A 13188-nucleotide genomic window follows, 5' to 3' on the forward strand; every position below is an offset into this window, starting at 1 on the left:
TTCAGCGCTTAAAATCAAGGACGGCGGCTGATCAATATCACTCAAAAGGGTAATAAATCTGTCGGGAACAAGAATGTAAATGCTTGATGTATTTAGCATCAAGTATTCATCAAGCAACAATCAACGAGATATAAACTCAGTTGCGCTTGCCCCCCAAACACCATGTAATTGACAGATTTCAGCCATGAAAAGAATCGCCCCCATCTCCCAAAAAGCTGCTTATACCTTTTCAACTTTATTGCTTGTTTCAATAGGAATCAACTGCCCTCAAGCCGTTAATGCTCAAACCACTTCTGATGTATTTATCAATCAGGATGGTTCAATTCAAGTTAATCGAAACGCTTTTGATATCATCACAGGTTCTGATAGGAACTCCTCTGGCATTCCTTTGCCTCAAGAACCAATCTTTAATATTCAAGAACGGCATAATCAATCTGTTATTGAAGGCCAATTGGCTCCTAATAGCATTGAAATTCAAGCCGATACTGACAATATTAATGAGCAAGTTAATGAGGAATTACAGCAGGTTGCACCTGGCTTTGAACTGCAAACTGAAACTCTACGAATGAGAACCCGGTTCGCTATTCAGCACAGTGCAGGCAACCATCATTATGGTGAAGGCATTGAAGTTAACGTGTATCGTCCCGATGGCACCTTGCAGAGTTCTGAAAAGGTTTTTGTCAGCGGCGATCGCGTTCGAATTGATCCAAATGGTCAATCCTTGCCCCAGAACGCTCATGTTGACGCGGTTTACGGTGCAGAAGATACAGTCGAACTGCGCGTGCTCAACTTAAGACCAGGGAAGAATGGTGGACAATCCACTGAACATGAATCTGCCATCTACATCGTGAATGATGGGGATTTGGCTGTCGAAGATGGATTTGACCACGACTTTAACGATGGCGATTATCTTCTGTTTCCAGAAGGTGATGGTGAAGCTCACATCATCAAGAAGACGCAAGAGATTAGTAGCAGGATTAGCTACTACACTGAAGTCATCGAAACGACGCTTAACCCATTCGTTCGGCAAGAGCAAACCGTCGATGAAACGACAACGGTTTCGACACAGCAATTCACTGAGGTTGAGGAAAGCCGTGATTATGGAGAAATAGAGCTATCTACAACAAACTCGAATACGCTATTCCATGCCGCAGGCGTTAGGACACCCGAAGACGAGCAGCTGATCTACAGTCAGTATTCTGCCGCTGCCCAACTTCGGCTCGGAACCGATGGGGCCAGCCTGACAGGTCAGTTGGCTCCCCTCAATGACAATCCGGATGCAGCTCCTACGTTGCTCACAGGCTCTGTCAGCGTTAACCCCTCGGCTGGCAACAATCAGGCTGGTTTAGTTATGAGCGTCAGCCTCACACAGTTTTTCAACTCTACCCATCAGGATGCGATCGACATGTATGGCAATCCCATTGTCAATCCTGATCCAGATGGCCCTCGCTTGCTGCAGCCAACTGGGCTCAACCACAATACTCGCATCGTTGGCTATGTACCTGCTATACCCGATGAAGTAGTTCCGGGTGAGCAACTGTCGCCTATCAACGGCGTGTTGGAGCTGCCCACAGACAAAGATGTCATCATTGCCCCTCCGAATCCAAACTTAGTGGGCCGGGGAGATTCTGCCTATGCCGACAACGTGGGCGGCCTGATTATTGAATGGAGCGATGGCCGGATTGAATTTATGCCGCAATGGAATCAGGATGGTTATGTAACAAATGCCCTAACCATCGAAGCGGGTCAAGCTCAGCGTGTGATCTATGCGCTCGTTCCCCAACAGGATGGCCAAGCGCTGCAATTGAATCAGGCTTATGCCGTCAATCTAGATAAAGCAGCAGGCTATTTAATTGCAGATGGTGGATTCCGAGTCATTTCTGCCACTCATCATCCTGGCAACTTTGTGCCCGAAACAACCGAAGTCTATGCCGTAGAAGATACACTGCCAAGCAATAATGCCGTTACCAACAATTTCAATGGCATTCAAGGCAGCTATGTCCAGACTCCGGGTGGTGACCCTGTTGCAACCGTAGACAATAGGAACCCTGGCGACGCTGATGCGCGGGTTGGCACTATTCTCTCTACCCCAGACGAGTTGATTCCGGGTGCTCCTGGACAATCAGGTTACTATGCCACGACTGTAGCGGGAGGACTGTATGCGCGGGGTTCTCTGACGCTGGGCTTGGGCAATCAGGAAGATGTGATTACGACAACCACATCGTTTTATGAAGCACAAGTCGAAACCCTGACTCGGACGATCACAACCGATACCTTCCATACCCCGGTTACTCAGGTTGATACCATCACGACCGAAACCACAGAAACCACCTTTACAACGACCCAGCAAGAGGGAATTGCGAGCTTCGATGTTAATTCTGACGGCATACTGTCTAATTTGAAAGTGACCTTAGACCCTGAACAAGTCTTTGAAGAAGTTGTAACCGACAGATCACAGGAGCATAGTACTGAAATCCTGCATGGTACTGAGTTCTTGTATGACTCCACGATTGATGCTCAATCGACTAGCACGGTTGGAGATCCGGTGCTAGTGAATCGCCAAGCTGAAGCGAGCACTGACACGTATCCCAATTTTTCACCCCTAATGGGAGAACTGGCGCTTGGCTATGTCCTCAACTTTGGTAACACCCCTTGGACTGCTGCGGCCAATACAATACGGGCTGAACTCTTTGCCAGAGGGGTCGTTCTTGGTCAACAGAGTGATGGTGGCGACGTCGGTTTACGCGCCGAGCTGGTTGTGAATCCCTTTGGTGAGCAACAGCGTCCTGCTTATGGATATGATGCAGACGGCAACCTCTTTCCCATTTATAAGACAGCGCCCCAGCTTGATGAGAATGGCGATGCGATGTTCACGTTGATTGAAGATGTGAACGGCAATCCGGTACAGGTGGCCCTCAACCAGTTCATCTATGACGAAAACAGCGATCGCATTCAAGAGACGGTTGGGACTGGCGATCCTGTAGAGCCTGGTATCTTCCTACGCGTAGAAGAGGTTCTAACTGATGATGATGGCCCGCTTGTCTCTGGTGGTTTGCAGTTTACCTTCTAAAAAGTTGAAACGTGAAACCCAATGATTTACAGACACTGGGCTTTAGTAAACCACAAAAAGCGGCAATTGCTATTGGGTTTCACGTTGCTCTACCCACCTACAGGACTGGTTGTGAGGATTGTTCAATCACCAGTCCTCGTTGAGCCATTGTTGCTTCAAACTGCTCTGTTGTCAGTGCTTGCTCCACGGGCCAAACCCCCGGTTTATCGAGTTGGCCCGACAGAATGAGCTCCGCTATGCTGCCCGTTCCGTAGCCAGCCGACGTTGCCGTATCCTCATGGACAACGGTGCTGACATGGCGCATCGGTTGACCGTCCTTCGTGCCCTGAGTTTCAATTCGCATTGCCACGCCAATCCCGGTAAACCGATCGGTTGCTTCCGTCATCCGGTAGCTGACTTTGGCCAGAAACTCAACCGTGCTGGGACGCTGCAAAACGGGCTTCGGTAGCCAGTGCGCCATCATCCAGGTCAGGTGGTTATAAAAATCGGGCGCAGAGCCGAACTTGGTAATCACCGTTTGCAGCGGAAACGACATTGGTAGCGTTAGCGCTTCCACCGTGTTGAACCATTACACTCCACAGCGACCATAGGGATCTGGCAGATCAACCACTTCCCGCTGGCTGTAGGGCTTTACGGGTTGCCACTGGCCATCGATCCAAGCATTAATCGGGTGCTGCAGCTCTAAAAACGTGGTTCGCATCACCGTCACGCCCGCGCCGCCGGAACCGGAGACGACATAGCTGAGATGCAAGCGTTCGGCCTTGTCCAACTGCTCAACGCTCTGCCGCGCCATGCTATTGGAAATGCCGGGGAAGACTCCGGTGCTGACCACTGCCGTCACGCCTGCTGCCTCTGCTGGCTGAGACTGCGCGATCGCACTTTTTACATAGGCCGGATTGTCGGCCACGTCAATGTAGTTCACCCCGTGGCGAATGCAGGCATCCAGTACCCGGCCATCCCGATAGCTAAACGGCCCCGCACAGTGGATGACGAGATCGGCATCTGCGATCGCAGTTTCCAGCACAGCAGTCTGCTCTAAATCCAGCGTGAGGGATGACACCGGACGGGAAAACGTCTGCGGGTTTGACTTCGGGACACGCCCCGTCACCGTCACCTCAGCCGTCGTATACTGCAAGACATCTGCCGCTACGCTGCTGCCAATGCGGCCCTGTCCACCTAAAATCAAAACCCGTTTACTCATCATTCTCTGACAACGTCAACTTTTGTAGGCAATTTGTTTGCCCCTTTCTCCATCATGCCGTCCTCTCCGGCATCTTGGGAAATAGCTATCTAGCGGCTGTGTTGCTGCGTTCACCTGCCAGTTCTATCTCCTGAAAGAGGAAAACCTGCGCCCCGTTCGCTACGAATCAATCATTGCTCATCACACTACCGCACATGTCACCTCACTTTCACACCGTTCGTTCTGCCTTGGGATGCCTGATTGTTGCCGCAGCCGGGATTACGGGTTGCCAAGACCGCATTCCAGAACGCCCCGATGGGCAACTGTCTATCCTCAGACTGGGGCTGGGTCGAAAATCGGAAGTTCAGCCACCGAACTCGTCAACTGAAACGCCCGAAACATTGCCCGAAACGTTGGATGATTTAGAGGATACCGATTCGTCACCGTCTTCATCCTCAATCATGCTGCAGTTTGATTTTGCCTCCGACTTTGCTGAAGGAATCGCCCTGGTTCGCGTGGAAGACCGACTGGCTTATATTTACCCCGACGGGAATCTTGCGATCGCAGTTGATCCCAACGTCGAAGAAGCATCCGCCTTTGCAGAAGAACTGGCCATCGCTAAAGTTGGCCTTGGCTACGGCTATCTGAACCGGGCAGGCGAACTTGCGATCGCACCTCAGTATCAGCAAGCTGCGCCATTCTCGGAAGGGCTAGCAGCGGTGAAGCTCCAGAAATATGGCTACATCGATCCCAGCGGCAACATGGTGATTTCACCCCAGTTCGATCTCGCCGCTAAATTCTCTGAAGGACTAGCCGCCGTCAAACGGGGTTCCAGCTACGGCTACGTGGATAAAAGCGGCCAGCTCACCATCTTGCCCGGACTCACGGATGCCTGGAATTTCTCCGAGCAGCGAGCCGCCGCCCGCAACGCCAGCGAAAAGTGGGGCTACATTAACCCCACTGGCGAATGGGTGGTGGAACCCCAGTACGATGGCGTCTTTGAATTTGCAGAAAGCCTGGGCCGCGTCCGGCAAGGAACACAATGGGGCTTCATTGATGCCAATGGCAATGTGGTAATTGATTTGCAGTACAAATTCGCCACCGATTTCTCGGAAGGGCTGGCGGGCGTGATGATCGACAACCGCTGGGGCTATATCGACAAAACGGGAAAAGTTGCGATCGCACCTCAATATGACTATGTGGAAAACTTCTCGGAAGGCAAAGCCGCTGTCCTCGTCGGCAGCCAATACGGCTACATCGACCAGTCCGGCCAGATGATTATTGAACCCCAGTTTGATCGCGCCGGAAAATTCTCCAACGGCCTCGCCTCCGTCAAACAAGGCGACCAATGGCGCTACATCAAGCCCTCCGGCGAATTCGCCGTCATGTCGCCTACCGCATCATCGCCCGCTGAGTAGTTTGCTTTAACCCATCCAGAAACTAGCGATTATCTGCTTGCCTCTATGAAATATGCCCGAACAAAAGCTTCGTATGCCCAAGTCATCTCGGCTTCGAAGTGTTTATCTGGGGTTGAACGTTGAGACAAAATAGCTAGCCCGTGACCGACGAGAGATGAAAGACGGAGCATATCGCTATCCTCAGGGATGAAGGCGTTGATTTCCTTAATTGCTGCTTCAAGATGGCGCGAAATCCAACATATAGCGCCATCAAATTCAGCATCTAGCATCGCTAACATCAGAATCAGGATACCTCCGCGAATAAAGCGGTCGTCATCCCGTAGAGGTGTCTCAACTCGATTCAGCAAACTCCAATAAGCGAGAGGGTAGTCTGTGGCGTAATCGAGATCGCCCATGATGTAGCGATACTGAGAAAGCTGGTGATACAAAAAGCAAACATCACGAGTTAGGCGAATATACAAGGTTGAATCATCATCTTCACGTTGTGATCCATCAATTCTGAGGGGACGCTTCATTTCACTATAGGAAAACTCACTTTATGCGGCAGGCTGTTTCATCGCGTCAAACAGCGCCGCAAGTGCCTGATCTTCCGAGGAATTGACCTGCCGATCTAGCAGCGCAATACTTACCGCCATTGGCAGCGCCACTGCGGCCACATCTGAATCTAAGTCATCCATTAGCACGTCCAGTGACTGGGGAATTTTCGCTGCCGACTGAATCCCACGCTGCATCATCTCGTCAAAGCCCAGCACCTGTAAATGGGGCTGCACTTCGGCCCAATTCACATTCTGATCCGGATAGCCTGCCCGCACCACGTAGGCAAGTAAACGCTGGAGCTGTCGCGTCTGCTGGGGTGTAAAGTCGGCTGTTTGCGGTGTCGGTGAATTGGCTTCGGAATTCAGCTTGTCTAAAATGCACTGCCAATCTGAACCATCACAGGATTCTGGCTTGCCCACCGTCAGCGACACGCGGATTTCGCCCGAATTGGCATCAAGCTGCGTTACATGTGCCCTTACTCCCAGAAAACCCAGCCAGTGAGCAATTGTCTCAATCAGCGTCGCACGGGTTGCGTGACTGTTGGCTAGAAGCCGAAGCTGGGTGCGTACCATAGGGCGAACGATTTGTGTAAGCATAGCAGCCGCTGTGAACTCAACAGTAATTTTGGGTCTTGCCATCGTTTTGTAGTGAGCCTGACAAGAGGTTCTGCTTTATACGTTAAGCGATCTTCTGCCAAAGCGACTGCTAGCGGTTTATCAGTTTTATTCAAGTTTTGTGATCGGCGAGCAAACGATTACGGACATGAATTCGCTAAATCAGGTCGCTGTCGATCAATCTCATTCCACGCCGCGTCGAAAACTTCATCCGCCAATTCACGCGCCTGAGATACTGTTTGCGGTGATCGACCTTGTTGCTCCACATATGCTTGCGCTTGCTGCATGGAGATGGAACGTGCTAGCGAACCTGAGATCGCACAATCTCTCAACTGTGGATTGTCTAACTCTTGAGCGGCTTCAACCGCTTGATCATAACTAGCTTGTGCGGCTGCAAAATTGTCGCTTGCTTGATGCTGAGCACCTTCTGACCAAAGCTCACCCACCCTGCCATAAATATTTTGTTGGGCTAGTGCAGGATTGGCCAAAATACTGGGTGCGATCGCAGATATAGCGGCTACGGACAGCAGTGCAGTGATCGTTTGCCTCATGAATTGTTCCTCATCGGGTTGTGAATTTAGTGTTCACCCGAATTTGTGAAAGGGAACGCTAAATCTATCGGTTTTGCCGAATTTCTAGCCTAAGTTCCTGACACAATAGGTTTTCCGATGTTCAAATCATTCACCTACATCACCTCCGGACTGCTGCTGACGCTGTTAATCGCTGCACCCAAAACTGCGATCGCATCAGCATCGGCATCCTCACAGCATCCTGCCGAAACCAGTAGCACCGAATACATTGCCCAAACGTATGCACCGCTGGGCACTTTCCAAAGCTCAAGCTGGTACGTCAACATCAGTTATTCCAATAACGCGCTTGTGTATTACGGCGAAGAGAAAGGAACGAGTAACTGGATTGAACTGGTTGGCGCAAGCGTATCCGGCAGCAGCGATCGCAGAGTTTACACCTGGAATAACGGCGGCTATCTCTATCAAGTCGCATGGCGGCCTTCCGATCCACGGGTAATTCGCGTCCAGGTCTTCACCCCTGGCGGCAGGGAAATTCTCAATCAGCTAATGTATCAAGACTGGGATATCTGAATCTCAACCAAAATTCCAGCATAGAAATTTTGCGAGAGGGGTTGCGCGGCAGTGCCGCGCAACCCCTCTCGGTTTTCCCACATTTAAATCTGCTCTTAGGTTGATTTTGTCGGAGAATCGCGCGAAGTTCGCTAGATTTGTTATATAGAAAAGAAATTTTGATTGATTGCACGCGAGAGAACCACGATGACAGGAAAGTTGCTGCTAGTCGATGATGAACCCGGACTGCGGGAAGCGGTACAAGCCTATCTAGAAGACAGTGGGTTTGATGTTCGCGTTGCCAGTAATGCCAAAGAAGGCTGGGAAAAACTGGAGCAGGATGCGCCCGACCTAGTCATTTCGGACATCATGATGCCCCAGGTGGATGGTTATGCCTTCCTCAAGCAAATGCGGGAAGATGCCCGCTTCAAAACCATGCCCGTGATTTTCTTGACGGCGCGCGGTATGACTAGCGATCGCATCCAGGGCTATCAAGCGGGGGCCGATGCCTATCTGCCCAAACCATTCGATCCGGATGAGCTAGTGGCAATGGTGGAGAACATCCTGGCTCGTCGCCAAGCCGCTCGCTCAGAAGCCGGTGATTTGCCTGATTTGGCCGACATGGCTCGGCAGATCGCCGAAATCAAGGCGATGCTAACCCAGAAAAGCAACATCAACAAGACGCCTGCGCCGATTCAGATCGACTTTACGCCACGGGAGCAGAGCGTTCTCGACCTCGTCACCGAGGGGCTGATGAATAAGGAAATTGCTAGCCGCCTAGAAACCAGCGTCCGCAACGTCGAGAAATATGTAAGCCGCTTATTTAGTAAAACGGGCACCAATAGCCGGACTGAACTGGTACGCTATGCCCTAGAGCATGGTCTTGTTGAGTAGTGGCAAAAATCGATTCATGTGTATAAAAAGCTTGTCAGGCAAGCTTTTTATACAAGGACACAGCGTTGCAACTTTAAAACTTACGTATAGGAATTCTTGTGGGACAGCAAAATAGTCAGCCCGTCCGTTCATCCAACTCTCATGCGATTCAACCGAGTTCTCGCTCGTCTGAACTGCAGCTCAATACATCAGGTTCCGTCGCCATCACGGTGACGCTGGATGCGGATTTGCTGGCCAAATTAGATTACTTAACCGAAGATCGCGATCGTGCGATCGCATCTGGCATTAAACTCTGGTGTGATCGACAGTCCGGCTATCGGCTGCGTCATGCTGTCGAAGCCCAACAGCGCCGCCACGACGAAGACGAAACGGGCTGGTTGGTTTAACGGGTTGGTTTGAGTCAACTTGAGATGCCTAAAGATTAGGCTGCGAATGCCAGGATAGCGCTCCAAGGGACTGCTGAAGCTGAGAATGGATTGGATGTAGAGGTGTTTTCTCTACATCCAATTGCAACATATTTCGAGGTTTTCAACAGTACCCACATGGGGCATGTACTTTTTATGACAGCGCCATTAAATTAGCGATATTGAATCAACAGCAAAACAGCGTCGCTGCGTAGCTCTGGTCAACATCTATAGCGGTGTGCAGATTGATTAAGCACAGTAGCACCCGTGGGTGAACCAGTGACGCACATCTTCTAAGGTGATCAGAGAAAGCCCCTGAGCGATCGCCTCATGCAAGGCTTGCGGAGTTCGTGCCTCAACGGCTCTCAAATACCCTTTCAACTTTGACCACAGGTTTTCAATCGGATTGAAATCTGGGGAATAAGGAGCCAGATAAATCACTCGTGCCCCCACGGCCTCAATGGCTTGCCTGACGCCGTCCACTTTATGGGCAGGCAAATTATCCATCACCACGACCGCTCCCGGCCATAGGAGTGGACAGAGAAGCGTTTCGATGAACCACAAAAACACATCGCCTGTCGTGCCACCCGTAAAGCTGAGGCCCTCAAGGAACCCAGCCTTGAGGCTCATGGCACCGAGGATCGTGAGGTTTTTGCCACGGCCTTTCGGTTGCTGGGCATAGGCCCGTTGACCTCGTTGAGCGCGCGCATACAGCAACACCATGGCCAAGTTAACTCCCGTTTCGTCAAGAAACACCAAATCTTCGACGGCTACATTCCGAATGCTTTGCCAGTAGTCATAGCGTTGCTGCTGTTTTGCTTCGCTATAGACCTCACTGGCCTTGAGACTTTTTTTTTCGCGTGATGCCCAGTTTGCTGAGGGTGCGACTGATGGTGCTACCGCTCACCTGGATGCCGGTTCGGGCGGCTAAGCGCTCAGCCAGTTGGGCCAACGTGGCATCATTATCCGCTTCTACTAGCTCCCGTAACACCTCATGGTGACTGGCTTGAAGCGTGGGTTGAGGACCGCCGACATAGGGTTTGGGGGCGATGCTTCCGGTAGCTCGATACTGTTTCACAAGCAGACGGACGCTATCTTGACTCACTTGAAAGCGCTTGGCTAATTGTCGAATGGATCCTTCACCTTGCTCGTAAAGGGTGACGATACGGTGACGTAAATCAGCGGAGTGGGGACGCATAGGCATGACCAAAGCAGTACAAACGAGCGTACTGCATAATTTTGCAAACCGCTATATTTCGTTTATCTCATCAGGGTAGCTGCACAGACTCAAGAACCTAGATTGATGTCGAGTCGGTGTGTAGAAATCCAATACTTTTCTGTGAAAAGCGGACGAATCCGGCCTTTCACAAAAAGTAATGCCGATTTTTAACTAGACCTGATACGCAAGGTTCTGCTACTCCCCTCCTATCTGTCCTATGGATCTCAGGAAGATATTTGGACTATTACGGCTGCAGTTCCCCCCGGAAGAGCCGCCTCTGCTTGCACTACCTCCGGCTTATTTAGAGCCTAAAGTAAGCCTGCCTTTTTATAACGATAGCGATTTACAAGCTGATTCCTTGAGGAGCCCCTTTATGCAAGACTGCCAGCAAGATCATCTGCACCCGCAAAACCTTGAAGACCGTCGCAGCAATGCCAGCACCGTTCGTGACCAGCAGCGGGATGATGCGTTTGACGATTTTGACATTTGTCCGCCAGAGGCAAATGGAGATGAGCAACGGTTTAGAAAACTGGGCTTTCCAGGGTTTGCATCCTACACCAAGGCTCTGGCTCATGATGCCAATGGTCTAGTCAACGCTACATCGTTGGATTCACTACTGGATGCCATCCGAACAGGCACTCAAGCAGCCTTTGAAAAGGTTCAACTGGGCGGCGGTGTACGGAAGCAGGTGAATCCGCTCAATGCCTACTCCTATCAGTCCATTGGCAATGACTCGAACGGGGCGCGGATGGCACCTGCGCCGACATTCGATAGTCGCAGCACGGCCATCGACATGGTAGAACGCTACTGGATGGCGCTCTGCCGCGATATTCCGTTTGACCAGTACACCAACAGCGCAGTTAACGGCTTGATTCTGGCAGCCTGTGAGGATCTCAACAGTTTGGGATTTGAGCAGGAGTTTGGCTTCGAATGCACGCCACAAACGCTGTTTCGGGGGCCGTATGAAGGTTGCGATCGCGGCCCGCATGTCTCACAGTTTCTGCTCCAGGATTTCAAATTCGGCAACCAGCTAATCCGCCAAATTCAGCACTATCCTCGGCCTGGTCTGGACTACATGACCGACCTGGACACCTGGAATCGAATCAACAATGGCAACGACGATCCGTCCGGCAGAGATGTACTGGATGGCAGCCGCTACATCACGACTCTGCGAGATGGCGGACAGTGGGTTCATATCGATCTGCCCCATCAGGCTGGGCTGTGGGCAACGCTGATTCTGGCTGGATTAAATGCTAAGCCTTCTGCCGCGATTCCCTACGGTCGCGATCGCAGTATTACCACCTCGGTTCCATTTGGTAGCCTGGGTGCGCCAGATGTTTCCATTCAGGCTGGATTGGCTGGAGTATATGCGCTCAAGCACGCCTGGTTCCAGAAGTGGTGCGTCCATCGTCGTTTGCGGCCTGAAGTCTATGCTCAGCGGCTGGAACTCTTCCGGCGCGGCGTCCTGGGCGGCGCATCGGCGAATCCCCTGAACAACGAGAAGTTCAACGATCTGTTTGGTGCAGGGGCCGATGTTTGGCGCAAAACTCGGGTTCTGGATCTGATTTTTGAGCATAACCGTCAGCAGAATATCACGCACGATCGGGGCGATCGCAATGGCACTTGGCTGTTGCCGATGGGCTTTCCAGAAGGTTGCCCGACTCACCCCGCTTATCCGGGGGGTCACTCAGCCTTCATCGCAGCGGCGGCAACTGTAGCAAAAGCCTACTATGCGGATGGGCCATTCCCCTGTCCTAAAGTGCCCGTCGAGGGTGGCCAGCGGCTATCTGACTACAGAACCCCTGATGGCGCTGAACCGCTGACGATTCACGGTGAACTTAATAAGCTAATTGCCAACATCACCCTATTCCGGGATGGAGCGGGTATGCACTGGCGCACAGACGGTACGATCTCTGGCCCCAACGCTGGCGCAGATCGCTGCGGTATCGGTATTCCAACTGGTGGCAACCTGCTGGGCGAGACGCTAGCCGTCAGTATGCTGCGGGATACCCGACGTACCTATCGAGAAGAGGTCGGCACCTTTGAGTTCAAGAGCATCAATGGCAACTTGATTCAGTTTTAACCGAGGCTGACCCCAAAACGCTGAATAATCCACGACAAAAGCCCCGCTGAGCGGGGCTTTTCTCATTCTTGGTACTGGTTCCTATAATCGCTTATCCCGCAAAAACATCCTTCACCGTCAGGCCAAATTTCGGCACTAGCTCAGATTTGATCGGTTCGGCTGCTTGAAAGACGGTGTCTTCGTAGAGTCCATTCACCCAGCGACACAGCGTCACCTGTCGCGTTTCTGGATCGACAATCCAGTATTCATCAATTCCCCGTGCAGCATACTCAGCATACTTGTAGCGGTAGTCGCGATCTCTATTCGTTTGCCCTGGTGACACAATTTCAATCACTAGCGCCGGGGGTGGCATATCCCGCGTAATGGTCGCTCGCTTTGCTCCAGCCAGCGCTGCTTTTGACTCCTCCGTATGCACCAGCAAGTCCGGCAAACGACAGCGCGCCCGTTTCCCCGTGACTTCGACTTCTGTACCCCACACCACTCGCTCAGGTGGCAGATGCTTGATCAATTCCAAAAACAGCCGTCTGGCGATGTTCAAATTCTCATCTGATTCCGGTGGCATCTCGGCCAGTTCTCCATCCACTAATTCATAGCGAGTATCCGTGCCATCGTCATAGGCCAAATACTCCTCCATCGTTAGATATTTGGTTTGGTCTAAAACGCTTGTCATGGGAGTTATGCCGTTGCTGC

At 51.5% G+C, this 13188-nt stretch carries 13 protein-coding genes and 1 pseudogene; 6 read left to right on the plus strand and 8 right to left on the minus strand.

The genetic code is table 11. From position 1 onward, the window contains the following. Positions 1 to 184 precede the first annotated feature (184 nt). The gene (locus AC286M_RS32435) at positions 185 to 3070 is read left to right on the plus strand and encodes a hypothetical protein (protein WP_488208335.1); all 2886 of its coding nucleotides are present in this window, start codon (positions 185 to 187) and stop codon (positions 3068 to 3070) included. A gap of 97 nt (positions 3071 to 3167) precedes the next feature. On the opposite strand, the gene AC286M_RS32440 is transcribed toward AC286M_RS32435, so the two are convergent. Together AC286M_RS32440 and AC286M_RS32445 are read right to left on the minus strand one after the other, a co-directional pair. Further along, positions 3168 to 3626, minus strand: coding sequence for a saccharopine dehydrogenase family protein (locus AC286M_RS32440; RefSeq protein WP_488208336.1), 459 nt, complete (start codon positions 3624 to 3626; stop codon positions 3168 to 3170). 12 nt (positions 3627 to 3638) lie between these two features. Next, complete coding sequence (locus AC286M_RS32445; protein WP_488208337.1) at positions 3639 to 4274, minus strand: saccharopine dehydrogenase family protein; 636 nt, start codon at positions 4272 to 4274, stop codon at positions 3639 to 3641. Between the two features lie 191 nt (positions 4275 to 4465). Here AC286M_RS32445 and AC286M_RS32450 point away from each other — a divergent pair, with 191 nt between their 5' ends. Further along, the gene (locus AC286M_RS32450; RefSeq protein WP_488208338.1) at positions 4466 to 5668 is read left to right on the plus strand and encodes a WG repeat-containing protein; all 1203 of its coding nucleotides are present in this window, start codon (positions 4466 to 4468) and stop codon (positions 5666 to 5668) included. 29 nt (positions 5669 to 5697) lie between these two features. Here the strand turns inward: AC286M_RS32450 and AC286M_RS32455 are convergent, their stop codons facing one another. From AC286M_RS32455 to AC286M_RS32465, 3 genes are all read right to left on the minus strand, one after another. After that, positions 5698 to 6183 (minus strand): hypothetical protein, encoded by a 486-nt coding sequence (locus AC286M_RS32455; RefSeq protein ID WP_488208339.1) that lies wholly within the window; start codon positions 6181 to 6183, stop codon positions 5698 to 5700. Between the two features lie 21 nt (positions 6184 to 6204). Continuing rightward, positions 6205 to 6801 carry a hypothetical protein gene (locus AC286M_RS32460; RefSeq protein WP_488208340.1) on the minus strand — a complete coding sequence of 199 codons (597 nt, stop codon included), beginning with the start codon at positions 6799 to 6801 and terminating at the stop codon, positions 6205 to 6207. A gap of 158 nt (positions 6802 to 6959) precedes the next feature. Continuing rightward, positions 6960 to 7370, minus strand: a complete 411-nt coding sequence (locus tag AC286M_RS32465; RefSeq protein WP_488208341.1) for a hypothetical protein — start codon at positions 7368 to 7370, stop codon at positions 6960 to 6962. A 117-nt stretch (positions 7371 to 7487) separates the two neighbouring features. On the opposite strand from AC286M_RS32465, the gene AC286M_RS32470 reads away from it, so the two are divergent. From AC286M_RS32470 to AC286M_RS32480, 3 genes are all read left to right on the plus strand, one after another. Beyond that, the gene (locus tag AC286M_RS32470; RefSeq protein WP_488208342.1) at positions 7488 to 7919 is read left to right on the plus strand and encodes a hypothetical protein; all 432 of its coding nucleotides are present in this window, start codon (positions 7488 to 7490) and stop codon (positions 7917 to 7919) included. Positions 7920 to 8105: 186 nt separating this feature from the next. Next, complete coding sequence (locus AC286M_RS32475; protein WP_488208343.1) at positions 8106 to 8792, plus strand: response regulator; 687 nt, start codon at positions 8106 to 8108, stop codon at positions 8790 to 8792. Positions 8793 to 8890: 98 nt separating this feature from the next. Continuing rightward, a complete protein-coding gene (locus AC286M_RS32480; RefSeq protein WP_488208344.1) occupies positions 8891 to 9178 on the plus strand; it encodes a hypothetical protein in 288 nt (95 codons plus the stop codon). 267 nt (positions 9179 to 9445) lie between these two features. On the opposite strand, the pseudogene AC286M_RS32485 reads toward AC286M_RS32480, so the two are convergent. Further along, positions 9446 to 10006, minus strand: a pseudogene (locus tag AC286M_RS32485) (IS630 family transposase); the annotation flags it as partial. Positions 10007 to 10028: 22 nt separating this feature from the next. Then, a complete protein-coding gene (locus AC286M_RS32490; protein ID WP_488202941.1) occupies positions 10029 to 10400 on the minus strand; it encodes a helix-turn-helix domain-containing protein in 372 nt (123 codons plus the stop codon). 388 nt (positions 10401 to 10788) lie between these two features. Here AC286M_RS32490 and AC286M_RS32495 point away from each other — a divergent pair, with 388 nt between their 5' ends. Next, positions 10789 to 12498, plus strand: coding sequence for a phosphatase PAP2 family protein (locus AC286M_RS32495; protein WP_488208345.1), 1710 nt, complete (start codon positions 10789 to 10791; stop codon positions 12496 to 12498). A gap of 91 nt (positions 12499 to 12589) precedes the next feature. On the opposite strand, the gene AC286M_RS32500 is transcribed toward AC286M_RS32495, so the two are convergent. Further along, positions 12590 to 13168 carry a Uma2 family endonuclease gene (locus AC286M_RS32500; RefSeq protein WP_488208346.1) on the minus strand — a complete coding sequence of 193 codons (579 nt, stop codon included), beginning with the start codon at positions 13166 to 13168 and terminating at the stop codon, positions 12590 to 12592. Between the last annotated feature and the right edge of the window lie 20 nt (positions 13169 to 13188).

The organism is Thainema salinarum CENA647 (assembly GCF_057732415.1).